A 21933-nucleotide genomic window follows, 5' to 3' on the forward strand; every position below is an offset into this window, starting at 1 on the left:
ATCACCTGCCAAAGTGTCGCCGCACGATCGCGCGCTGCGACCGGTCCAAAACGTGATGATCGCTCGCAGCCGAAAGGGCTGTGAGCCAATCCGCCTACAGCGTCCGCTTGCCGGAAATCTGGTGATAGGCCCAGAGCACGACGACCGAGCCGATCACGGCGACGATCAGGCTGTAGATGTTGAGGCCGGTGACGCCCGATGCGCCGAAGGCGCTGAAGATCACCCCGCCGACGATGGCGCCGACGATGCCGAGCACGATATCCATGATCATGCCCTGGCCGGTCTTGTTGACGATCTTGCTGCCGATGAAGCCGGCGATGACGCCGAGGATGATCCAGCTGATGATGCCCATCTTTCCCTCCGATCCCCCGCCGCGCCAATCATTTTCATATGATTGTCAAAAGCTCAAGACAGCTTGAAATTCCGCCCGGTTGGGCCATTCTGGTGCCGGGGCGGGCCTGGTTGAGATGGAGATCCACGATGGGCCTTTTTGACAACGCCGTCCCCGGCGGCAACATCACCAAACCCCTGATGATCGCGCTCGGCGCGCTGCTGGTCGGCAAGATGCTGAGCGGCAGGAGCGAGGAACAGCCGGCCGCACCTCAAGCCCCTGCCCCTACTCCCGCCGGAGCCTCAGCTGACGGCGGTCTGCTCGGCGGACTGGGCGGCCTGCTCGACAAGCTCAGGGACGCCGGTCACGGCAATGTCGCCGATTCCTGGGTCGGCACTGGCCAGAACCAGCCGATCAATGCCAACGACCTCGGCTCAGTGCTCGGGCCGCAGGTGATCCGCGAGATCGCGCAACGAACCGGGCTCGACGAACAGGAGCTGCTGCAGCAACTCTCCACGGCGCTGCCCGGTATTGTCGACAAGCTGACGCCGAACGGCCAGATCCCGCAGCATCATCAGGTGGCCTCGGCTTTCAACAGCTAGGCGGCATGGCATAGCGAACCGCCGCGCCACGGTGCGCGGCGTTTTCGTGTGTATCATCGTAAGGCTGGTAATCTGAGTGGTAGGAATCGAACCCGGAAATCCGGCTTGGAGATGGGCTTCGACGCGTTTGAGACGGACGGCAGTTAGGAGCACCATACGGAGGATTAGTCTGCGGCGGCTAGGTTGGGTTGGCCGCTGCAACCGCCAGTCGTGCAAGTCTGAGTTAACCTGTCATGTGCCACCCATTTGAGCAGCTTAAATGGCGGTGAATTATGAAGTCGGCTTGGGAGCTAAAAGGCAGAGATAATCATCGAGCTTCCGTCATTTCCGGCAGCACGGTCCTGTTATTGCACGCCTTCATCTACTCGTTTTTCCTCCAAGCGAATTCTGAATTCGCAACGCTGTTTTCTCGGTCGTTCCAACTCACGGCCGATCTCGGAAAATGCTCGACATCATTTTCCGCGATTGTGATGTCGCAGATGGTTTATTCCATCGTTTTCGCCGCCCTGCTGACGTCTGTTGCAGGTAAATGCCTGTTCGAAGCGATTGCAGATAAAGAAAACCGGAAATCATTTCTATGGATTGCCGGCGGCGCAATGCTCTTAGGTGGGTACCTAATCGGCCTTGCGACGACTGATCATGGATGGTGGCTCACGAACTTGGGTAGGCGTTCATTCAACCGCGGAACAACTTTTCCAGAAGCGTGCTCAAACAGTCCCCGCGTCCTATACCCGCAACCCTATTTCATCAGCTTTTGGCTTGCCGGGCTGAGCTGGCTGGCCTTTGCCGTGATCCTTGCAGGTATGAGGAGACTGAAGTTTCGCATTCAATACGATGATTTGCCTTTGAATCCACAACTGCGTGAAGAGATTCTAAAGATACGGGCGAAGTATCCGCCCATCCCGACGCCAAAGCAAGCTAACAGCTGGCTGGCAGTCATCGGATTGCTCCTAATTGTTGGGGGGTGCACCGTAGGGCTTTGTCACGGTTTTTATAAAGCGGGAATGGCCCTGTCCCTTCTGGTGTTAGGGCCCAGCTGGAGCGGGTAGCGGGAATCGAACCCGCATATTCAGCTTGGAAGGCTGCTGCTCTACCACTGAGCTATACCCGCCGGCGGAAGCATCCGGAAAACAGCTAAACACTTCCGATGCTTTTCGTTTCAGGGCTTCCGGGCCGGCAGTGGTGGAGAGGGTTGGATTCGAACCAACGTAGGCTAAGCCAACGGATTTACAGTCCGTCCCCTTTAACCACTCGGGCACCTCTCCAGTCTGCCGCCGGAGCCATGCAACGAGGCATTCGCGCTGATCCGGAGCCCGAGTAAGGATTTTCTCCGAAATCAGCGATGCGCCTTATGGCGGCAAGGCCGGTGGGTGTCAACCGGCGTGGCCAGGGTTTTTCGAGGATGTTTTCGCAGCCGGTATCCTTAGCCGGGCGGGACGGCTATAGAGGCCGGCATGAGCGACAACAAAAGCAACAAGCCGGGCACCCCGAAAGATACTCACTACGCCAAGCTTAGGCGCGCGCATCGCGACCAGAAGGCGGGCGGCGCGCCCGCTTTCCGGCCGCGCCAGCCGGTGCCGCCGGGCGAAGGCCCCGCCGACGGGCTGGTGCGGCTTTACGGCCTGCACACGGTGCGCGCCGCCCTCGACAACCCCCGGCGCAAGATCGGAAAGATGCTGGTGACGCGCAACGCCGCCGAGCGGCTGGCGATCGCCGATCTTGCCGCCCTGCCCTTCAAGGCGGAGATGGTCGAGCCGAAGGACATCGACAGGATCACCGGGTCGGACGCCGTCCACCAGGGCGTGCTGATCGAGGCCGAGCCGTTGAAGCCCAAGCGCCTCGATGCGCTCGGCGACACGACGCTGGTGCTCGTGCTCGACCAGGTCACCGATCCGCACAATGTCGGCGCGATCCTGCGTTCGGCGGTCGCCTTCGGCTGTGGCGCGCTGATCACCACGGCGCGCCACAGCCCGCAGGAATCGGGCGTACTGGCAAAGTCCGCCTCCGGCGCGCTAGAGCATATCGACCAGATCGAAGTGAAGAACCTGGCCGACGCGCTCGGCCAGTTGCAAGAGGCCGGCTTCCAGACGATCGGCCTGGACTCCGAGGGGCCGGCCGAGCTGGAGAAAACATTCGCCGGCGACAAGATCGCCCTGGTGCTGGGCGCCGAAGGCAAGGGCCTGCGCCAGAAGACGCGCGAGACTGTGACGGCGCTTGCCCGCCTCGACATGCCGGGAGCTATCCGCTCGCTCAATGTCTCGAACGCGGCGGCGGTGAGCCTTTATGCGGCGAGGAAGTATTTAGCGAATAGCGAATAGCGAATAGCCGGAACACTGCGGACTGCTGGCCTGCAAGCTCTATTCGCTACTCCCTATTCGCTATTCGCTTCTAGGCCACTTCGTGGCCCGCCATCCGCTCCAGCGCCCTGACCAGCGCCGAATGATCCTCCTTGGCTCCGCCATTGGCCGCGCAGGAGTTGAAGAGCTGCTGTGTGGTCGAGGTGTTCGGCAGGGACACACCGAGCGCCTTCGCTCCCTCCAGCGCCAGGTTGAGGTCCTTCTGGTGCAGCTCGATGCGGAAACCCGGCGCGAAGGTACGCTTGATCATGCGTTCGCCATGCACTTCGAGGATGCGCGAGGCGGCGAGCCCGCCCATCAACGCCTGCCTCACCTTCGCCGGATCGGCGCCGGCCTTCGAGGCGAAGACCAGCGCTTCGCCCACGGCCTCGATGGTGAGCGCCACGACGATCTGGTTGGCGACCTTGGTGGTCTGGCCGACGCCGTTCGGGCCGACCAGCGTGATGTTCTTGCCCATCTTCTCGAACACCGGCTTGGCGCGCTCGAAGGCCTTTTCCTCGCCGCCGACCATGATGGTGAGCGAGGCCGCCTTGGCGCCGACCTCGCCGCCCGACACCGGCGCGTCGAGATAGTCGCAGCCGAGCTCGTTGATCTTCCTGGCGAATTCCTTGGTGGCGATCGGCGAGATTGAGCTCATGTCGATGACGAGCTTGCCCTTGGTCAGGCCGGATGCGGCGCCGTTCTCGCCGAACAGCACGTCGGCCACCTGAGGCGTGTCGGGCACCATGGTGATGATGATATCGGCGGCCTCTGCCACCGCGCTGTGGCCGGAGACGGTCTTCAGCCCTTTAGCGACGAGATCGGCCGGCGGCTTGGAGCGATGGTCGCTGGCGACCACCGTATAGCCGGCATCGAGCAGATGTCCCGCCATCGGCGCGCCCATGATGCCCAGTCCGATGAAGCCGATGATTTCCATGATTTGCTCCGTCACAATCTTTTCGAGGCCTCGTTCCTTCGAGCGGCCATCTCCCCCACCTGGGGGGAGATCGGCAGCTTCAGCGCCGGCCCCTTAAGCCGCCGCGCTCCCCTGCCCGGCAAATTCCCTAAACCAGCCGAGCCCTGCCTCTGTGCCCCCCTTCGGCTTGTATTCGGCGCCGATCCAGCCGGAATAGCCGAGGCGGTCGATAAGCTCGTAGAGGAAGGGATAGTTGATCTCGCCCGTCCCCGGCTCGTGCCGGCCGGGATTGTCCGCCTGCTGGATGTGCGCGATGCGGCCGAGGTTTGCCTCGATAGTACGGGCGAGATCCCCCTCCATGATCTGCATGTGATAGATGTCGTATTGCAGGAACACATTTCTCGAGCCGATGCGGTCGATCAGCGCCAGCGCCTGGTCAGTGTAGTTCAGGAAGAAGCCTGGAATATCGCGGGTGTTGATCGGCTCGATCAAAAGCTTGATGCCTGCCTGCTCCAGCTTCTCAGCCGCGAAGGCGAGGTTCTCGGCAAAGACGTTCTCCAGCACCGCGCGATCGGCGCCCTGCGGCGCGATGCCGGCAAGGCAGTTGATCTGCTCGCAACCCAGCGCGTGGGCATAAGAGATGGCCTTGGCGACGCCCTGGCGGAATTCCGGCACGCGGTCGGGCAGCACGGCGATGCCGCGCTCGCCCTTGGCCCAGTCGCCAACCGGCAGGTTGAATAGAACCTGGGTCAGGCCGTTCTTCTTGAGCCGCGCGGCGACGACATCGGGCGCATGGTCGTACGGCCCGATATATTCGACGCCTTTGAAGCCGGCGCGGGCTGCCGCATCGAAGCGGTCGAGGAAGTCATGCTCGGCGAAGAGCATCGAGAGATTGGCTGAAAAACGCGGCATTCTTCTTCTCCTTCTGTCCCGCCGAACTCAATCCAACATCATGATGGCCGTCGGAGCATCCTCATTGCGTTCGGCAAGCTCCTCGAATTCGGTGATCTTGTCGATTTCGGTGCCCATGGAAACGTTGGTGACGCGCTCGAGGATGAATTCGAGAACGACCGGAACCTGATGCTCCTTCATCAGCCGCTCGGCCTCCTTGAAGGCGCCGGCGAACTCTTCGGGCTTGCGCACCCTCACCGCCTTGCAGCCCATCGCCTCGGCGACCGCGACATGGTCGACGCCGTAACCCGCCTCGGGATCGTTCGCCCGGTTGACGTTCTCGAAGGCGAGGCTCACCTCATAGTCCATCCCGAAGCCGCGCTGCGATTGCCGGATCAGGCCGAGATAGGCGTTGTTCACGACGACGTGGATGTAGGGCAGCTTGTGCTGCGCGCCGACCGCCAGCTCCTCGATCATGAACTGGAAGTCGTAATCGCCGGAGAGCGCGACAATCGCGCGATCGGGGTCCGCGGCGCGCACGCCAAGGGCCGCCGGCAGCGTCCAGCCGAGCGGGCCGGCCTGGCCGCAATTGATCCAGTTGCGCGGCTTGTAGACATGCAGGAACTGCGCGCCGGCGATCTGCGACAGGCCGATCGTGGTGACATAGGTGGTGTCGCGGGCGAAAGCCTTGTTCATCTCCTCATAGACGCGCTGCGGCTTCAGCGGCACCTGCTCGAAATGCGTCTTGCGCTTCATGGTCTTCTTGCGCTGCTGGCATTCCTTCGCCCAGCCCGACCAGTCGCGCAGCTTGCCGGCCGTGCGCCATTCGGTGGCGACGTCGAGCAAGATCTTCAGCGCAGCACCGGCATCCGAGACGATGCCGAGGTCCGGCGCGAAGACGCGGCCGATCTGCGTCGGCTCGATGTCGACATGGATGAATTTCTTGCCCTTGGTGTAGACGTCGACCGAGCCGGTGTGGCGGTTGGCCCAGCGGTTGCCGATGCCGAAGACGAAGTCGGCTTCAAGCATTGTCGCATTGCCATAGCGGTGCGAGGTCTGCAGGCCGCACATGCCGGCCATCAGCCGGTGGTCGTCGGGGATCGAGCCCCAGCCCATCAGCGTCGGGATGACCGGCACGCCGGTGACTTCGGCGAACTCGATCAGCAAATCGGAAGCATCGGCATTGATGATGCCGCCGCCGGCGACGATCAGCGGCTTTTCCGCCTGGTTGAGCATCGCCATCGCCTTCTCGGCCTGGGCGCGCGTCATCGCCGGCTTGAAGACGGCAAGCGGCTCATAGGCGTCGATGTCGAACTCGATCTCGGCAAGCTGCACGTCGATCGGCAGGTCGATCAGCACCGGGCCCGGCCGCGAGGAGCGCATCAGGTGGAACGCCTTCTGCAGCGCCATCGGCACCAGATAAGGCTCCATGACGGTGACCGCCCATTTGGCGACCGGCGAGGCGATCGCGGCAATGTCGACGGCCTGGAAATCCTCCTTGTTGAGGCGGGCGCGCGGCGCCTGCCCGGTGATGCAGAGGATCGGAATGGAATCGGCCGAGGCTGAGTAGAGTCCGGTGATCATGTCGGTGCCGGCCGGGCCGGATGTGCCGATGCAGAGGCCGATATTGCCGGCCTTGGCGCGGGTAAATCCTTCGGCCATGTGCGAGGCGCCCTCGACATGGCGGGCAAGGATGTGGCGGATGCTGCCCCGTGCCTTCAGCGCCGAATAAAGCGGGTTGATCGCGGCGCCCGGCACGCCGAAGGCATTGGTGATGCCTTCCTTTTCGAGAACGAGAACCGCGGCGTCGACAGCGCGCATCCTGGCCATTCCAGCCTCCACTTCGTTGGTCGACTTGAGAATGCCAGCGCTCTTTCGATTTTTCAATTTTTTCAGAATATTTTTTCATTTCTAGAAAACGGCGCTTATCGACTGATTTTGCTTCACTTTTCGTTTTCCAGAAAATCACTCCGGGGAATCAGTGAAAAACTTTTTCATTGCAGGCTGCGCGAAGTCGGCGAGAATGCGCGCATGGAAACCACGGAAAAACGCCAGCGCGGTCGCCCGCGCGCTTTCAATGGCCCGTCGGAAGCGGCCTCGGTGCAGTCGCTCGACCGGGCGCTGCGCATCCTGGCGATCGTCGCCGACGCCAGCGGCCTGTCCTTGAGCGAGATCGCGGCGCGCAGCGACATTGCGGCCTCCACCGCCTACCGCATGCTGACGACGCTGGAGAACCACGGCATGGTCGAATTCGACTCGACCGACCAGCTCTGGTCGATCGGCGTCGAGACCTATCGTATGGGCGCGGCCTTCCTGCGCCGTAGAAAACTGGTCGACCGCGCCCGCATCGTCATGCAGGAACTGATGGAGAAGACTGGCGAGACCGCCAATCTCGGCGTCGCCGAGGACGACTGCGTGGTCTTTGTCAGCCAGGTGGAGACGCATCAGGCGATCCGCGCCTTCTTCCGCCCGGGAACGCGCAGTTCCTTCCATGCTTCGGGCATCGGCAAGGCGGTGCTGGCGCATCTCGAGCCGGAGCGGGTCGCGGCCATCCTGCGCAAGTCGGGCCTGCAGCGCTACACCGACAGGACGCTTTCCGATATCTCGGCGCTGGCCCATGATCTCGCGACCATCAAGCATCGCGGCTGGTCGGTCGACGACGAGGAGCGCCATCCCGGCATGCGCTGCGTGGCGGCTGCCATCTTCAACGAGTTCGGCGAGCCGATCGGCGGCGTTTCGGTATCCGGCCCGACGGTGCGCGTGACTCCGGAGCGCCTTGCCGAGATCGGCCCGCTGGTACGTGACGCCGCGGCGGAGGTGACGAAGATGATCGGCGGCGTGAAAGCGTACTGATTAGGACGCGCCAGGCAGCGCGCTCTTGGTCGAGATGTCGAAGAAATCGAGCAGGATCGCCAGCCCGACGCCGCTGGCTGTGAAGATGAGGCCGGCGATGAATATCCGGCTGGCGCGCTCATGAATGATGCGCTGCAGGGATTTGATGTCGAGCAGAATGGCGAGCGCTCGCATCTGCAGGGCAATGCCGACCAGGATCGGTAGACGGTAACTAGATGATAGGTCTGCCAGGGGATCGGGTTGGCCGCCCAATGAGTGATGAAGCCCAACGAAAACGCCAGCAGGATGCCGACGATGGTGACGGTGCCGTTGCGAAAAACCGGCTCGATCCGGTCTTCTTTCGGATCCTGCTTGTCCAAGCCACCCTCCCTCCGTCGGCGATCAAGGGGTAAGACTAGACGCTCACAAAATTGCTGTACATCGTTGGTTGCTCCGCCAAGGGCTGACGACAGGCGACGCATACAAAAAGGACATGGATGCGGAAAACGGTTCAGCTTTTGCTCGCCGCTTCACTTTGCGGATGCGTGGCGGCGGCACCTCAACCTGACGCTGGCGCCCAGCGCGCCAATCCCATGCCGATCTCGCTCGCCCTGGAGGAGATCGTCACCACGGGTATCCGCCAGCGCCTGCCGAATCCTGCCTCGGCCAAGTTCGGGACGATGCTGGCCGGCGAGCGGACGCTGAACGGCCGCCAGGAGATCGTTGTCTGCGGCTACGTCACTCGCAGGAACGCTTCCGGCGCCAACGGCGGCGACAAGCCCTTCCTTGCCAAGATTTACCCGGATGCTGGAAGCAGCTTCGAACTGGTCGCGATGGGCGATGACACGCCAAACGGGGGACTTGTCGTTAGCAGCGCCTGCCGCGCCGCCGGATTGCCGATCGAGCCCAGGACTCCGTAACGTTCAACGAAAAAGGGGCCGCGAAGGCCCCTCTTCCGGGTGCTGAGAGACGGTCGCCCTTTTAGAGGCGGCAATAGTGCGGATAGCCATCGTAGCCGATAAAGGTGTTGGAGTCCGGATCGTAGCTGGGGTACCGGGCCATGCAGCGGCGGACATGCCACGAGCCACCGCCATATTCGTCGACATAGACCGGCTGCGGCTGCTGCTGGGCAAGCAGGCTGCCGAGGACGAAACCGCCGACGCCGGCGGCGATGCCGATGCCGAGTTCGCGGCGGTGATGATGGTCAGAGGCGGCCGAGGGCTGGACGGTGCCGACGAGAGAGCCGGCAGCGACGGTGGTGGCGATCAGGCCGGAAACGAGTGTGCGCTTGAACATGACGATCTCCTTGGTTTCGTTGACCGAGGCGATCCATCCGCCTCTTGATCGTCTGTCGCGGCGGCCTGCAAAAAGGTTCGAAGATTTTTTCAGATTTTTCGAGCAGCCGGGAAATGGCTCGCCGGACCCTTGATCGAGGCGAACCATTCGCTTTCATTCCGCGCGGCGCTGCGGAGGGTTCGAAGGCTTCTAGCGAATAGCGAAAAGTGACAAGTCGCAATCCGCGAATTGCAGCTTCCCTATTCGCAACCTTCATCCCATGCCGGTGATGTGGCGAAGCCAGAAGGCGAGCGCGATGAAGCCGATAATGGTGGCGACGCCGGTCCAGTCGATATTGGCCTTCTTCAAATCGCTGATTGCCTTCACCAGCAGAAGCCAGGTCACCACGATGATCGGCAGGATGATGACGAATCTGATCATGCGACACCCGTTCGATGCAATTGCACCTGGACACGATATGGTAAGCCTATCGGCGATTTTCAGCATGCCGCCCCAGGCACGGCCGCGCGGTCCATTAGCAACCTAAAACGGAGTTTTGTCTTTACTGGCGCACGAAATGTGCTACCGGAGCGCCGTGCCCTTGTAGCTCAGCTGGTAGAGCAGCGGTTTTGTAAACCGAAGGTCGCGGGTTCGATCCCTGCCGGGGGCACCAACCGCTTTTTCAGCCGTCGATATTGCTCATCTTTTCCGCTGTTTTGTCCCACTATTCTCCACCACTTCGGCCGGTGGGACATTTTCTGTGCTCGTTTGTTCCGGGATCAGCTTGTATGCTGCGTTCCCGGCGAGCTTCTTCCGGCTGGCTTTCTTGGTGTAGACGGTGGTCTGCGACTTCGTCGTCCAACTGAAGATCGCCATCAGTTCCTCATCGGTAGCGCCGTTCGCTTTTGCCAGCGCTCGCTCCGCTACCTGAACGCGCGGTTTGGCCTCCTCGGTCCTGGCAGGCTTTCACACGGATTTGCGGCCAGTTTGGCCAGCCGAGAATCTCTCAGCCATAGGGACTTCTCTTGTGCTTCGCCGCGATCGTCATCGGCGGTCGCCCGGCCTCGCATCGCGGCAATCACATAGTCGGCTTTGTTGGTTCGATAATCTTCCTTCGGTGCAGACGACATCGTTTCCTCCTGATTCGATGTGCGTCCCTCTCCCTTTTGATCACGATGACGAAGTTAACCGCTGATACGGCGCAAGAGTCCACCTATTGGGAATTGTGTAAAACGATATATCCCCCTATGCACCGCGCAAATCTGTCCAGATGGAAACGCTTGTGCGCGCGGCTTCGCCAACTGCACCCCGGCGAACGCGAGGTCGGCGGATTCGAGGGCCCCACACACTAACGGTCGAGCATTCGGCATGGCCTCGCGCCGAGGTCATCGCGGCAGATTCAAGTTCGGCCCTCTGCTTCGTCGGCGGCCGCTCACGCGGGAAGTTCATCCCGCCATTTGATGGCTTCCATCTCGACGCGGACCGCGTCCGGAACGTCGATGACCTGATGGACGTCGAATTGGAACGCCGGGAAGGTCGAGCACATTTTGTGGATTACCAGCGGGTCATCCGCCTCGAGCAGCATGCTACCACCCCATTCGCCCACCCGCGCCACGAAGGCATGCACCTTGACTTCGCTGGGTATTTCCCAGTGTTGAAAGATTTTCAGGATACGCTTTTGGACGTTCTCATATTCAATCGGCGAGCCCTGTGGCCGCTCGTTCCAATTTACCAGGTACTTCATAATCTCCTCCCTCTCGGGTGACCGCGAATGCCCGAGCGGCATTGTAGCTCCCGAGGCGAACCTCCGATCGTCCCCTCGTCTCCTTCAATAGAGGTAGGTGTCGCGAACGAAAGTGATGAACCTGTCCGACACTTGAGGACGGTCCGATTTCAGCGCTGCGGGGTCGCACAAGCTTACCCGCAAACAGCCGGAACAGCCCACTACTAGGCAGCAGCAACCTCGCTGGTTGCCGCAGTGCCGAAGGTGTTCCTCACCCTGACGGACTTGTAGACATAAGCCACCCAGATTCCGGTCAGAACAAATCCGCCAACAGGTGCGACCAGCGCTTCTCCCGAGAGAATTTGGCTGATTGGCGCGCCTAGAATCGTGGAGGTCCAAACAGCGAGCGCGAACGCAAATGGGATCGCGATCCACTGGTACGGGAATAGCTGTTTGAAACGAGGGCTCCGCCGAGAACAATCAACTGCAGCAGTGTAAATGCCAGCGACAACATGACTTCACCGCAGACGGCCAATGGACCGTTTGGCAGCGGCATGAGCTGCTGGTAACCCTCGCTCGACGAGTATAGGTCAGCCAGCGTAGGGAACGGTGCCAAGCACTGGCCGATCGCCAAAAGCATCAACCAGCCTCCAAATCCCACCAAGTCGTCCGGATTCTGTGACGGCTTGGTCGCGGAGCGAACGGCGAAGAAAACAGGCACGCCGATCAACGGCAGCACGATTGCCCAATGCCAGATAGGAAACTGCACTGACTCTCCCTCGATACTCCTTTAGGTTGTATAAGATATAACTTTCAACTCAATAGGAAACGTCGGGGAAAAGCCAGCCTGTAAGACCGCCGTCACTATATCTCTGGAAGGATGCTATTTCCGGCAGGACGCCGCCATGTCGCGAACACTGATCATCATTGGTCTCAGCATAGTTGCCGTGGGCCTGCTGTGGCCGTGGGTGACCCGGATCGGCCTTGGCAGGCTGCCTGGTGATATCGTGATCGAGCGTGAGAATTTCAGGCTCTACGTTCCAATCACCACAGGAATACTGATCAGCGTCGTGCTCTCGGCGATCCTATGGCTGATCAACCGTTAGGGATGCTGCGGCTGCAGTGAGCCGTTCTTCCCCGCGCCCTTGATCTTTCTCACACCCCGATCGCCGTCACGAGAATCCGGTTCTGCCGCCTGATAGCCGCACGCAATTCCGATATCATCGCCTCGTCGCGCTTTACGAACTCGATAAACATCATGTTCATGTTGTTGAAGATCAGCTCGCCCACCGCCGGCCCGTCGATGTCGGCGCGCACCAGGCCGATCTCCTGCAGGCGGGCGATCAGGGCACGGATCTGATCGGTCAGCGCGCGATCAAGCGCCGTGTAGGCCTGGCCGAACGGGCTGTCAGGCAATTGCGTCGAGATCGCCATCGCCTGCCGCCACATCTCCTTGCTGAGATAATTGAGCGAGTGCTCGATATAGATGCCGATCAGCGTATCCAGTGCATCACCGACATTGGCGGGCGGGCGGGCGACCACGCCTCGCCCGGCGTTGAGCACCTCGTTGACCTCCATGGCGACGATGGCGCCGAGGATGTCGCCCTTGTTCTGGTAGTAATTGTAGATGGTGCCTATCGAGACTTCCGCCTGCGCGGCGATCGCCTCGATCTTGGCGCCTTCATAGCCGGCATCGCGGAAAAGCGCAGTCGCCGCATCGATGATGCGCCGGTGCCTGTCCGCCTTCTGCCTTTCGCGCAATCCGCTCATATCGGCCTCTCTGCCACAAAATCATAATTGACTCAATTTTAGAATTGGTTCAACTTTTCCCTAACAAGCCAGCAAGGCAGGGAGAACACTCGATGACCGTCAATGTCCGGAATCCGCTTTCCACCCTGAAGTCCCATCTCGGAGCCGCCTGCGCGACAGCCGCAGTCCTGCTCGCTGCCGGCGGGGCCCAGGCTGCCAATCTCAATGCGCTGATCTGGTGCGACCATTCCGATCCGGCGCTGCTGCAGCCCTTCGAGGAGGCCAACAACGTCAAGGTCAACGTCAAGGAATTCGAGGGCACAGGCGCGGGGCTGGCCATCGTCGACCAGTCGCAGCCGGGCGACTGGGATGTGATGGTGATCGATTCCATCGACGTGCCGCGTGGCGTCGAGAAGGGCCTGTTCGAGCCGTTGCCCGAGGACAAGCTCCCCTTCGCCGACCTCTTCCCGGAAGTGAAGATGGACAAGTCGACCATCGTCGACGGCAAGCGCTACGGCATCACCGAAAAATTCGGCTACAACACCATCGGCTTCAACAAGACCAAGGTCGATCCGGCCGACATGCAGTCGCTGGCGTCACTCACCAGCGACAAATACAAGGGCAAGATCGCCATCTACGACTACTACCTGCCGGTCATCGGCATGGCGGCCTTGGCCATCGGCAAGAAGACCGCCGACCTCACCGAGGCTGACCTGCCCTCCCTCAAACAAGAACTGCTCAAGATGAAGGCCAATGCCAAGCTAGTCGGCGAAGTCACCGCCAGCCAGACCGCTTTGGCCACCGGCGAGGTGGACGTCCTAGTCGGCGGCGGCGAGTGGGTGACGGCGGGTCTCGCCAAGGAAAACCCGGCGCTCGACTTCTCGATCCCGAAGGAAGGCGCGGTGCTGTGGTCGCAGTCGCTCGCCATGTTCAAGGATTCAAAGAACAAGGACATGGCGCTGAAGTTCATCCAGTACATTCTGAGCCCGGAAGGCCAGGCGCGCCTTGCCACCTCGTCCTGCTACTGGGGCATGCCGGCGAACAAAAAGGCGGCGCTGACCGACGAGCAGAAGAAGATCCTGCGCTTCGACGAGCAGCCCGGCTTCCTCGCCCGCGCCCAGGCCTATCCGGCTCCGAACGCCGATCTCGACAAGAAGATGCAGGACATGTGGACCGAGATGCTGCAGGCGCAGTGATCGGCCGATGAACGCTGCGGGAAACACGCGTGCCCTGCCCTGGGCGCTGGTCACGCCGGCGCTGGCGTGGACGCTGCTCTTCTTCGTGCTGCCCTTCATCGCCATGGGGCTGTCGAGCCTGACGGCGCATGAAGGCGGCGGCTTCACTTTAGCCAATTACAGCCAGTTCTTCACCGATCCGTCCTACTGGCGGGCGATGGTGAACTCGCTGGAGGTCACGGCGATCGTCACCGTGATCTCGATCCTGCTCGCCTACCCGTTCGCCTGGATCCTGGCCGAGATGGTGCCGGAACGCTGGCAGCGGCTGGCGCTGATGCTGGCCGTGCTGCCGTTCTGGACGTCCTACGTCGTGCGCTCCTATTCCTGGCTCTTGGTGCTGGCGCAAAACGGCGTCATCAACCGCGCGCTGACCGCCTCCGGCCTGATCGCTGAGCCGCTGCAACTCGCCAGCACACGTTTCGCCACTGTGACCGGCTTCGTCCACTTCTTCGTCATGCTGTTGACGCTGACCATCTTCGCCAATCTCAAGCAGCTCAGCCCGAGCTACCGCAAGGCGGCCGCCGATCTCGGTGCCGGGCCGGTGCGCACCTTTCTGCACGTCGTGCTGCCGCTCACCCTGCCGGGCATCATGGTCGGCGCCTTCCTCACTTTCGTGCTCTGTATCGGCGACTACATCACGCCGCAGATCCTCGGCGGCAACAACGAGTTGGTCATGCCGCAGCTCGTCATGATGCAGATCGGGCGCCGCGGCGACTTCCCGCTGGCTTCAGCGCTGTCGATCATCCTGATGGCGGTTGTCACCATCGCCTATCTCGCCTGCGCGCGCTGGCTGAAGATCGAGCGGGCCTGACGATGCGCGCCGCCGTCCGCATCGCCGCCTGGCTCTACGCCATCGCCGTCTACGGCTTTATCTTCCTGCCGGTGGTGGTGCTGGTGCTGTTCTCGCTGCAGGCGACGTCCTTTCCGATCCCGCCCTTCACCGGTCCGTCGCTGCGCTGGTACCAGGCGGTTCTATCCGATACGCGACTGACATCGGCGCTCGTCAACTCGTTGCTGGTGGCGGTGCTCTCCTCGCTCGCTTCCGTCACGCTCGGCTTCCTCGCCGCCTGGGGTTTCGCGCGCTTCGTGCTGCCGGGCTCCGCCTTGCTGCGCGGACTGATCACGCTGCCGCTCACCGTCAGCTACCTCATCATCGGCATGGGGTTGCTGGTGCTGTTCAACTGGGCTGGTGTGCCGAAGTCACTGCTTGCCGCCTGCATCGGTCATGTCGTGATCAACCTGCCACTCTGCTTCGCCATCATCTATAGCCAGATGGGCGACCATCAGATCAACATCGAGCGCGCCGCGCGCGACCTCGGCGCCGCCGAATGGAAAGTGCTGCTGATGATCACCGTGCCGGTGATGGCGCCGGCGATCTTTGCCGGCTTCTTCCTGTCGATGACCTTCTCCTGGGACGAGTTCGTCATCTCCTTCCTGCTCACTCGCTTCGAAACGACGCTGCCCGTCGAGATCTGGAACCTCCTGCGCTCCGGTCTCAATCCAAAGACCAACGCCGTCGGCTCGCTGGTCTTTGCCGTCTCCATCGTCCTGGTGGTGTTTTTCGAACTGACATTGCTGCGGAGAAAGCCGGCATGAGCGCGCCCTTGGTCGATATCCGCAACGTCTCGCACCGCTTCGGCCAGCATCCGGTGTTGAAGAATGTTTCGCTGGCCATCGAGCCCGGCAGCTACACGATCCTGCTCGGGCCGTCCGGCTCCGGCAAGACGACGCTGCTTTCGATCCTCGGCGGCTTCGTGACACCCAGCGAGGGCAAGGTGTTCATTCGCGGGCAGGATTGCACTTCCGTGCCGCCGGCGAAGCGCCCGACGACGACGGTCTTCCAGGACTACGCGCTGTTCCCGCATATGAGCGTCGGCAGCAATGTCGGCTTCGGGCTGCGCATGCAGGGCGTCGACGGTGCGACGCGGGCGGCGAAAGCGCGCGAGGCGCTTGCCCTCGTCGGGCTGGCAACCGCCTTCGACAAGAAGCCGCATCAGCTCTCCGGCGGCCAGCGGCAGCGCGTGGCGCTGGCCCGCGCGCTGGTCATCGAGCCTGCCGTGCTCCTGCTCGACGAGCCGCTCGGGGCGCTCGACCTGAAACTGCGGCGCCAGATGCAGGATGAGCTGAAGGCGATCCAGAAGCGCGTTGGCACTGCCTTCGTCCATGTCACCCACGACCAGGAAGAAGCGATGGCGCTGGCCGACCATTGCGTGGTGATGAATAACGGGTGCATCGAAGACGAAGGCGTGCCCGAACGCGTGTATGCGCGGCCGAGGACGCGCTTCTCGGCCACCTTCATGGGTGAGAGCACCATCCTTGCCGGCGAGGTTGACCATCAGCGCGACGGACGCGTCACGGTCGCGACCGAACTCGGCCCGATCTCGCTGCCCGGCGCTTCGCAGGCCGGCGCCAGCGTCGCGCTTGCCATCCGGCCCGAGCATCTCAAGCTTGGCGAAGCGAAAGGCGATGTCGCGCTTGGCGCCGCCAAGGTCAGCGACGTCGTCTTCCAGGGCAGCTTCAAGCGCGTCTTGGCCAACTCGATCCAGTATCCGGCGTTGCAGTTCATCGCCAAGGCCTCGGCTTCAGCCACCGTGCAGGCAGGCGACACGGTCACGGTTTCATGCAACGCTCAAGACATCATCCTGCTGGCGGACTGAGCAAATGAGCATGCCTCCGGTCATCGAGGCTCCGGACTGGTACGAGACCGTCCGCATGAGCGACGACGTGACGCTCATCCACGAGCCATGGATAAAGCCGTTCTTCCGCTGCAACATCTGGCATGTGCGCGGGCGCGACCGCGACCTTCTGTTCGACACCGGCCTCGGCCATTTCAGCCTGAGAAGCCATGTGCCTCTGGTCACGGAGCGCAAGCTGGTCTGCGTCGCCAGCCACACGCATTTCGACCACATCGGCTGCCATCACGAATTTCCGGATCGCTGCGTGCATTCAGCCGAAGCGGAAATCCTCGCCGATCCGCGCAACGAATGGACGGTCGCCGACCGCTACGCCAACGAGGAGATGTTTGATGGCATGCCTGAGGGATGGGACACGGCGCGCTACCGCATCCAGCCTGCGCCTGCCGACCGGCTGCTCCAGCATGGAGACGCGATCAATCTCGGCGACCGAGCCTTCGAGGTCATCCACACGCCTGGACACTCGCCTGGCGGCATCGCGCTTTACGAGAGGAAGACCGGCATCCTGCTATCCGGAGACATCGTCTATGACGGGCCGCTGATCGACGATGTCTACCACTCCGATATCGGCGACTATGTCAAGACGCTGCTTGCCATGCGCGACCTCGATGTGTCGGTCGTGCATGGCGGCCATTTTCCGAGTTTCGGCAAAGTGCGTTACCGCCAATTGATCGATGAGTATCTCGCGCACAAACGCCAAGCCGGCTGCCATCTCAGGCAGAGCCGTTAAAGCAGTTCGGCGTTCAGGGGTTTAAAGCGCCCTTTGTGGGCAGGGCGTTTCGGTGGCGTCGCCGCAGCGGGCGGCAGACGGCTGAGGCCGTAGACTCATCTCTTCCGACTGCCGCACCAGCTCGGCGAACATGAGCGCGAAACTTCCCATCATCAGGAAGACTATGATCAGGCGCGTTACCGGCAATAGACAGGTCTCTCGACTGGCCAGCCCCCGCCAACCCATCCACTGTCGGCTAACATGAGCGCTCCGGCTTTACGAGTGTTTAAGTTTCGTCTTAACCATTACGGTCATCACATTCGTTGCACACCTGTCACGAAGCGCGAGGCGCAGCCCCTCTCAGCGTGGCGCGGCGCGCCGGGCTTTGCAGATGCGGGCCGCACATGCTACGCCGTCGCCCGCGGCCAGCAGGCGGTCGCGGTCGCCGTCCGGGATCCATGAGCAAAGAAACCAGCCGTTTCGCCTTCGTCTCTTCCGACACAGACGACGCCCGCGCGGCGCTGCAGAGCCTGTCGGCGCGCTACGGGCAGATACCTGTCGCTGAGGCTGACATCATCGTCGCGCTCGGTGGCGACGGCTTCCTGCTGCAGACGCTGCGCGACACGATGAGCAAGGGAAAGAAGGTCTACGGCATGAACCGTGGCACCATCGGATTCCTGATGAACGAATATCGTGCCGGCGGTCTGGAGGAGCGCATTTCGAGGGCCGTATCGGAGACGATCCGCCCGCTGGAGATGCAGGCGGTGACGCATGGGGGCGAAACGGTCTCCGCGCTGGCGATCAACGAAGTGGCGCTTTGGCGCCAATCCTACCAGACGGCGAAGATCCGCATCAGCGTCGACGGCCAGGTGCGGATGGAGGAACTCAACTGCGATGGCGTCATGATCGCGACGCCGGCAGGCTCCACGGCCTACAATCTCTCGGCGCACGGGCCGATCCTGCCGCTCGACGCGCCGCTTCTGGCGCTGACGCCGGTGAGCCCGTTCCGGCCGCGGCGGTGGCGCGGCGCGCTGCTCTCCAACAAGGCGACCGTGCGCTTCGAGATATTGGAAGCGGAGAAGCGCCCGGTGAACGCCGCCGCCGACCACACCGAGGTCAAGGCAGTTGCCTCGGTCTCGGTGCGGGAATCGCCGACGGCAACCGCGACATTGCTGTTCGACCCCAACCATTCATGGAACGAGCGTATTCTTGCCGAGCAGTTCCGCTATTGAGCCGGTGCAAGAACAGGACCTCGATTAAGCATCGCGATTAAGGTTACGTCTTCACAATCGCGCCAAAATCCGGCCGTTTCTGTTGACAAATCGCGGACTTGCGCCTAACTGCAACCGCGATCTTGCAGGCGCGCGGCGCTTGCCGCAACGCGTGTTGCGATTTTCCTGAACCAGCCAAAGACAACAAACACTTGTCCTCAGACACCACGACCGCTCAAGAAGCGTTGACATTCACGGACCTCGGCCTGTCGCCGAAGGTACTCTCCGCAGTCACCGATGCCGGCTACGCTAAGCCGACCCCGATCCAGGCCGGCGCCATTCCGCACGCGCTGCTCGGCAAGGATGTGCTGGGTATCGCCCAGACCGGCACGGGCAAGACCGCCTCCTTCGTGCTGCCGATGCTGACGCGCCTGGAAAAGGGCCGAGCGCGGGCCCGCATGCCGCGTACGCTGATCCTCGAGCCGACGCGCGAACTGGCGGCGCAGGTCGAGGAGAACTTCATCAAATACGGCAAGAACCACAAGCTCAACATCGCGCTTCTGATCGGCGGCGTCTCTTTCGAGGAGCAGGACAAGAAGCTGGAGCGCGGCGCCGACGTTCTGATTGCCACCCCAGGCCGCCTGCTCGACCACCGCGAACGCGGCAAGCTTTTGCTCAACGGCGTCGAGATCCTCGTCATCGACGAGGCCGACCGCATGCTCGACATGGGCTTCATTCCCGATATCGAGCGCATCTGCGAGATGATCCCGTTCACCCGCCAGACGCTGTTCTTCTCGGCGACCATGCCGCCGGAGATCACCAAGCTCACCGAAAAATTCCTGCATGCGCCGGTGCGCGTCGAGGTCTCCAGGGCCGCCTCCACCGCGACCAGCATCACGCAGCGCCTGGTGAAGTCGGGCTCCAAGCCCTGGGATAAGCGCGAGACGCTGCGCAACCTGATGCGGGCCGAGAATGACGGGCTGAAGAACGCCATCATCTTCTGCAACCGCAAGGTCGAGGTGTCGGAACTTTTCCGTTCGCTGCTGAAGCATGATTTCGAAGCGGGCGCGCTGCATGGCGACATGGACCAGCGCGCGCGCATGCAGATGCTCGCCAATTTCCGCGACGGCAAGCTGCGCTATCTCGTCGCCTCGGACGTTGCCGCGCGCGGCCTCGACATTCCGGACGTCAGCCATGTCTTCAACTACGACGTGCCGATCCATGCCGAGGATTATGTCCACCGTATCGGCCGCACCGGCCGCGCCGGCCGCTCCGGCAAGTCCTTCACCATCGCGACGCGCGCCGACACCAAATATGTCGACGCCATCGAGAAGCTGATCGGCGCCAAGATCGAATGGCACGACGGCGACCTGTCAACGGTCACCGAGAGCGAAAGCGAGGGCGCTCCCCGCCGCGGCCGCGGCGCGCCGCGCCGCGCCGGCCGCAAGGACGAGGACCGCAAAGAGCGCAAGAGGGACCGTCACACCAAGCATGACGAGACGCCCGACGCGGCAGGCGAGGAGCAGCCGGTTGCTGAGGTCGCCGATATCGCCGAGCGCCGCGCCCGCAAGGACGCGATCCGCTCCGAGAACGAGCGCAAGGGTTCCGCCAACCGCAATGAGCAGCGCGGCGATGCCCGTCCGCAGCGCGACCACAACCGCCCTGCCCGCCACCGGAAGGAGGAAGACGACGCGACCGTCGGCTTCGGCGACGACGTGCCGGCCTTCATGCGGATCGTCGCCAAGGTCTGACCTTCATACTGCGTCGGTAGAAACGGACACGGCCCCAAATGGGGCCGTTTCTTTGCTGCCGCTTCGCATGAAGGGTTCAGCCAAGCGCTTTTCCGGGATCGTCCCGCTGTCTCTCACATCGGTCCGGGCATCATCTTGGTCGGTTTCTCCAGCATCGGGAAATCGGCCTTGCTGCATTTCACGTTCGGGTTCGTCGGGCTGAACATGCCGTTCGGATTGTCGCGGAACAACCAGGCGTGCAGGTCGTAATGGACGAACTCCCTCGGGATGAGGGGATAGTGTCCCTCCATCGGCCCCATGAACTTCTGGCCGAACAGTGTCGGGACCTCCTTGAGGTCCGGCGTCAGCGGCACCAGCCATTCCACGGCGACCAGTTTCAAACCTTTCTTGGTCGGCTCGTAGATCAAGACGTTGGGCTTCATCGGGTCGAGCTTCTGGCCGATGCTCGGGACGTTGACGAAATGGATGCCCATAGCGCCCTTCGGATAGTACATCGCGCCGGGTATCTTTTCGCCGCCATAGTAGACGCAGCCGACGGTCGACAGATAGAGGTCGCGGACGGCGGCCGTGTAGTCCTCATATTTGGCGAGCGACTTTTTCAAGGCTTCGATGTCGGCCTTGTTGGCATCTTCGGCCCGAGCGGTGGCGGCTCCAAGCCATGCGCCCAAAAGACCAGTCAAAACGAGGACGCCGCAGCGCCTAAGGCGAGCCATTCTTGTCATGCATTCCTCCCAGATTCTTGATCTGGCCGTGCAAGACCGAGGCGGAAAAATGTTGATTGCGCGGCCAGGTGTACCGCCTCATCCCCTCTGGAACAGCGTCGATGCTAGTCTTTTCCCGGGTTCTGGAAAAGTATCAATTAGAACAAGCTAATACCCTAAGACCTTTGACCTATCTTGGGTTACGCCAATCGGGATAGGGGGGAACCTCGCGGTTCCTCCCCTCCCACACCACCCTGCGTACGGGTCCGTACAAGGCGGTTCGGTTGGTTATGCGGCAGTGGCAGGGGCGATGGAGGCAAGGCCGATGCTTGCGAGGAAAGCGTTCGGCAGGGCAATGGCGAGCGCTGGGCTGTTGCTGATGCGCCAGGGACCGTGCGCGCTGCCGGCGGTTCGCGCCGCCAGTTCGTGCCCTATGCCCCGGCGACGCAGCTCCGCAAAAGCGGGTGCGCCCGCGCGTCCATTGTTTCCATGCGATGGATCGGAACCTTCGCCTGATCCACTGGTCGAGGCTGCGCAATACCGACGGAGTTTCGCAGAAGCCGAAGTAGCCGCGCCATCCTTTCAGATAGAGCGACAGCTCCTTGGCTATCCGCACGAGGCTGGCACCCCGCGTCCGCATCGTCAGCGCCCGTACGCGCTCCTTGAACCGGGCAACCGCCTGCGGTGCGATCCGACGCCGCGGCGCCTTCTCGTCGGTGAAGCTGAAGCCGAGGAACTTGCGCCGGTGCGGCGGAGCGACCGCGCTCTTGTGCCGGCTGATCCTCAGCTTCAGACGCCTCATGAGGAAGCGCTCGACGCTCGCCATCACCCGTTCGCCCGCCCGCGCGCTGCGCACATAAATGTTGCGGTGAGTGGCGCGGGGGAATCGCACCCCCGCGCTCTCGCAGAACCGTACGTGACACTCTCGCGTCATACGGCTCCCATTGTTCGGCCGCGTCCGAAGAGCAAGGCCCAATG

General features: G+C 62.2%; 27 protein-coding genes and 3 tRNA genes. 15 read left to right on the plus strand and 15 right to left on the minus strand.

The genetic code is table 11. From position 1 onward, the window contains the following. Nucleotides 1–94: 94 nt before the first annotated feature. Nucleotides 95–352, minus strand: a complete 258-nt coding sequence (locus RFN28_RS09570) for a GlsB/YeaQ/YmgE family stress response membrane protein (protein ID WP_040969302.1) — start codon at nt 350–352, stop codon at nt 95–97. 128 nt (nt 353–480) lie between these two features. Between RFN28_RS09570 and RFN28_RS09575 the strand changes: the two genes are divergently transcribed. Then, entirely contained in the window at nt 481–933 is a 453-nt protein-coding gene (locus RFN28_RS09575; RefSeq protein WP_320287108.1) for a YidB family protein, read from the plus strand. A gap of 272 nt (nt 934–1205) precedes the next feature. Beyond that, the gene (locus RFN28_RS09580) at nt 1206–1982 is read left to right on the plus strand and encodes a hypothetical protein (protein ID WP_320287109.1); all 777 of its coding nucleotides are present in this window, start codon (nt 1206–1208) and stop codon (nt 1980–1982) included. Here the strand turns inward: RFN28_RS09580 and RFN28_RS09585 are convergent. Together RFN28_RS09585 and RFN28_RS09590 are read right to left on the minus strand one after the other, a co-directional pair. Beyond that, a tRNA-Gly gene (locus RFN28_RS09585) sits at nt 1971–2044 on the minus strand. The two genes, RFN28_RS09580 and RFN28_RS09585, sit on opposite strands and share 12 nt — an antisense overlap. Before the next feature lie 69 nt (nt 2045–2113). Then, a tRNA-Tyr gene (locus tag RFN28_RS09590) sits at nt 2114–2198 on the minus strand. 189 nt (nt 2199–2387) lie between these two features. On the opposite strand from RFN28_RS09590, the gene RFN28_RS09595 reads away from it, so the two are divergent. Further along, entirely contained in the window at nt 2388–3251 is an 864-nt protein-coding gene (locus RFN28_RS09595; RefSeq protein ID WP_320287110.1) for a TrmH family RNA methyltransferase, read from the plus strand. A 70-nt stretch (nt 3252–3321) separates the two neighbouring features. Here the strand turns inward: RFN28_RS09595 and RFN28_RS09600 are convergent, their stop codons facing one another. The 3 genes from RFN28_RS09600 to gcl form a co-directional block, all read right to left on the minus strand. After that, nucleotides 3322–4206, minus strand: a complete 885-nt coding sequence (locus tag RFN28_RS09600; protein ID WP_320287111.1) for a 2-hydroxy-3-oxopropionate reductase — start codon at nt 4204–4206, stop codon at nt 3322–3324. A 93-nt stretch (nt 4207–4299) separates the two neighbouring features. Continuing rightward, on the minus strand, nt 4300–5097 hold the full coding sequence (otnI, locus tag RFN28_RS09605; RefSeq protein WP_320287112.1) for a 2-oxo-tetronate isomerase: 798 nt from the start codon (nt 5095–5097) through the stop codon (nt 4300–4302). Between the two features lie 27 nt (nt 5098–5124). Then, nucleotides 5125–6906 carry a glyoxylate carboligase gene (gcl, locus tag RFN28_RS09610; RefSeq protein ID WP_320287113.1) on the minus strand — a complete coding sequence of 594 codons (1782 nt, stop codon included), beginning with the start codon at nt 6904–6906 and terminating at the stop codon, nt 5125–5127. Nucleotides 6907–7107: 201 nt separating this feature from the next. On the opposite strand from gcl, the gene bhcR reads away from it, so the two are divergent. Beyond that, nucleotides 7108–7929, plus strand: coding sequence for an HTH-type transcriptional regulator BhcR (gene bhcR / locus RFN28_RS09615; protein ID WP_320287114.1), 822 nt, complete (start codon nt 7108–7110; stop codon nt 7927–7929). Here bhcR and RFN28_RS09620 read toward each other — a convergent pair whose 3' ends face one another. Beyond that, on the minus strand, nt 7930–8103 hold the full coding sequence (locus RFN28_RS09620; RefSeq protein ID WP_320287115.1) for a hypothetical protein: 174 nt from the start codon (nt 8101–8103) through the stop codon (nt 7930–7932). Nucleotides 8104–8180: 77 nt separating this feature from the next. Here RFN28_RS09620 and RFN28_RS09625 point away from each other — a divergent pair, with 77 nt between their 5' ends. Together RFN28_RS09625 and RFN28_RS09630 are read left to right on the plus strand one after the other, a co-directional pair. Then, nucleotides 8181–8321, plus strand: coding sequence for a hypothetical protein (locus tag RFN28_RS09625; RefSeq protein WP_320287116.1), 141 nt, complete (start codon nt 8181–8183; stop codon nt 8319–8321). A gap of 84 nt (nt 8322–8405) precedes the next feature. Next, the gene (locus RFN28_RS09630) at nt 8406–8828 is read left to right on the plus strand and encodes a hypothetical protein (protein WP_320287117.1); all 423 of its coding nucleotides are present in this window, start codon (nt 8406–8408) and stop codon (nt 8826–8828) included. Between the two features lie 61 nt (nt 8829–8889). Here RFN28_RS09630 and RFN28_RS09635 read toward each other — a convergent pair whose 3' ends face one another. Together RFN28_RS09635 and RFN28_RS09640 are read right to left on the minus strand one after the other, a co-directional pair. Beyond that, nucleotides 8890–9204, minus strand: coding sequence for a BA14K family protein (locus tag RFN28_RS09635; RefSeq protein WP_320287118.1), 315 nt, complete (start codon nt 9202–9204; stop codon nt 8890–8892). A gap of 252 nt (nt 9205–9456) precedes the next feature. Then, nucleotides 9457–9624: a hypothetical protein gene (locus RFN28_RS09640; protein ID WP_320287119.1), complete on the minus strand. Its 168-nt coding sequence runs from the start codon at nt 9622–9624 to the stop codon at nt 9457–9459. A gap of 156 nt (nt 9625–9780) precedes the next feature. Between RFN28_RS09640 and RFN28_RS09645 the strand changes: the two genes are divergently transcribed. Beyond that, a tRNA-Thr gene (locus tag RFN28_RS09645) sits at nt 9781–9856 on the plus strand. Nucleotides 9857–9882: 26 nt separating this feature from the next. Here RFN28_RS09645 and RFN28_RS09650 read toward each other — a convergent pair. From RFN28_RS09650 to RFN28_RS09660, 3 genes are all read right to left on the minus strand, one after another. Beyond that, on the minus strand, nt 9883–10059 hold the full coding sequence (locus tag RFN28_RS09650; RefSeq protein ID WP_320287120.1) for a hypothetical protein: 177 nt from the start codon (nt 10057–10059) through the stop codon (nt 9883–9885). 556 nt (nt 10060–10615) lie between these two features. Beyond that, the gene (locus RFN28_RS09655; protein ID WP_320287121.1) at nt 10616–10927 is read right to left on the minus strand and encodes a DUF3303 domain-containing protein; all 312 of its coding nucleotides are present in this window, start codon (nt 10925–10927) and stop codon (nt 10616–10618) included. A 358-nt stretch (nt 10928–11285) separates the two neighbouring features. Continuing rightward, the gene (locus RFN28_RS09660; RefSeq protein ID WP_320287122.1) at nt 11286–11675 is read right to left on the minus strand and encodes a hypothetical protein; all 390 of its coding nucleotides are present in this window, start codon (nt 11673–11675) and stop codon (nt 11286–11288) included. 136 nt (nt 11676–11811) lie between these two features. Between RFN28_RS09660 and RFN28_RS09665 the strand changes: the two genes are divergently transcribed. Further along, the gene (locus tag RFN28_RS09665) at nt 11812–12012 is read left to right on the plus strand and encodes a DUF2905 domain-containing protein (RefSeq protein WP_320287123.1); all 201 of its coding nucleotides are present in this window, start codon (nt 11812–11814) and stop codon (nt 12010–12012) included. A gap of 49 nt (nt 12013–12061) precedes the next feature. Here RFN28_RS09665 and RFN28_RS09670 read toward each other — a convergent pair whose 3' ends face one another. Continuing rightward, on the minus strand, nt 12062–12676 hold the full coding sequence (locus RFN28_RS09670; protein WP_320287124.1) for a TetR/AcrR family transcriptional regulator: 615 nt from the start codon (nt 12674–12676) through the stop codon (nt 12062–12064). Nucleotides 12677–12768: 92 nt separating this feature from the next. On the opposite strand from RFN28_RS09670, the gene RFN28_RS09675 reads away from it, so the two are divergent. The 7 genes from RFN28_RS09675 (at nt 12769) to RFN28_RS09705 (ending at nt 20254) form a co-directional block, all read left to right on the plus strand. Then, nucleotides 12769–13851: a polyamine ABC transporter substrate-binding protein gene (locus tag RFN28_RS09675; RefSeq protein ID WP_320287125.1), complete on the plus strand. Its 1083-nt coding sequence runs from the start codon at nt 12769–12771 to the stop codon at nt 13849–13851. 7 nt (nt 13852–13858) lie between these two features. Beyond that, nucleotides 13859–14701 (plus strand): ABC transporter permease, encoded by an 843-nt coding sequence (locus RFN28_RS09680; protein ID WP_320287126.1) that lies wholly within the window; start codon nt 13859–13861, stop codon nt 14699–14701. 2 nt (nt 14702–14703) lie between these two features. Next, a complete protein-coding gene (locus tag RFN28_RS09685) occupies nt 14704–15486 on the plus strand; it encodes an ABC transporter permease (protein WP_320287127.1) in 783 nt (260 codons plus the stop codon). Next, on the plus strand, nt 15483–16547 hold the full coding sequence (locus tag RFN28_RS09690; RefSeq protein WP_320287128.1) for an ABC transporter ATP-binding protein: 1065 nt from the start codon (nt 15483–15485) through the stop codon (nt 16545–16547). Before RFN28_RS09685 ends, RFN28_RS09690 begins: the two co-directional genes overlap by 4 nt. 4 nt (nt 16548–16551) lie before the next feature. Beyond that, nucleotides 16552–17313: an MBL fold metallo-hydrolase gene (locus tag RFN28_RS09695; RefSeq protein WP_320287129.1), complete on the plus strand. Its 762-nt coding sequence runs from the start codon at nt 16552–16554 to the stop codon at nt 17311–17313. A 437-nt stretch (nt 17314–17750) separates the two neighbouring features. Next, the gene (locus tag RFN28_RS09700) at nt 17751–18524 is read left to right on the plus strand and encodes an NAD kinase (protein ID WP_320287130.1); all 774 of its coding nucleotides are present in this window, start codon (nt 17751–17753) and stop codon (nt 18522–18524) included. A gap of 191 nt (nt 18525–18715) precedes the next feature. Beyond that, entirely contained in the window at nt 18716–20254 is a 1539-nt protein-coding gene (locus tag RFN28_RS09705; protein WP_320287131.1) for a DEAD/DEAH box helicase, read from the plus strand. A 113-nt stretch (nt 20255–20367) separates the two neighbouring features. On the opposite strand, the gene RFN28_RS09710 is transcribed toward RFN28_RS09705, so the two are convergent. Then, complete coding sequence (locus tag RFN28_RS09710) at nt 20368–20976, minus strand: hypothetical protein (RefSeq protein WP_320287132.1); 609 nt, start codon at nt 20974–20976, stop codon at nt 20368–20370. Nucleotides 20977–21145: 169 nt separating this feature from the next. Further along, the gene (locus RFN28_RS09715; RefSeq protein ID WP_320287137.1) at nt 21146–21889 is read right to left on the minus strand and encodes a group II intron maturase-specific domain-containing protein; all 744 of its coding nucleotides are present in this window, start codon (nt 21887–21889) and stop codon (nt 21146–21148) included. Between the last annotated feature and the right edge of the window lie 44 nt (nt 21890–21933).

The organism is Mesorhizobium album, assembly GCF_033977205.1.
GTDB classification, from domain to species: Bacteria; Pseudomonadota; Alphaproteobacteria; order Rhizobiales; family Rhizobiaceae; genus Mesorhizobium; species Mesorhizobium album.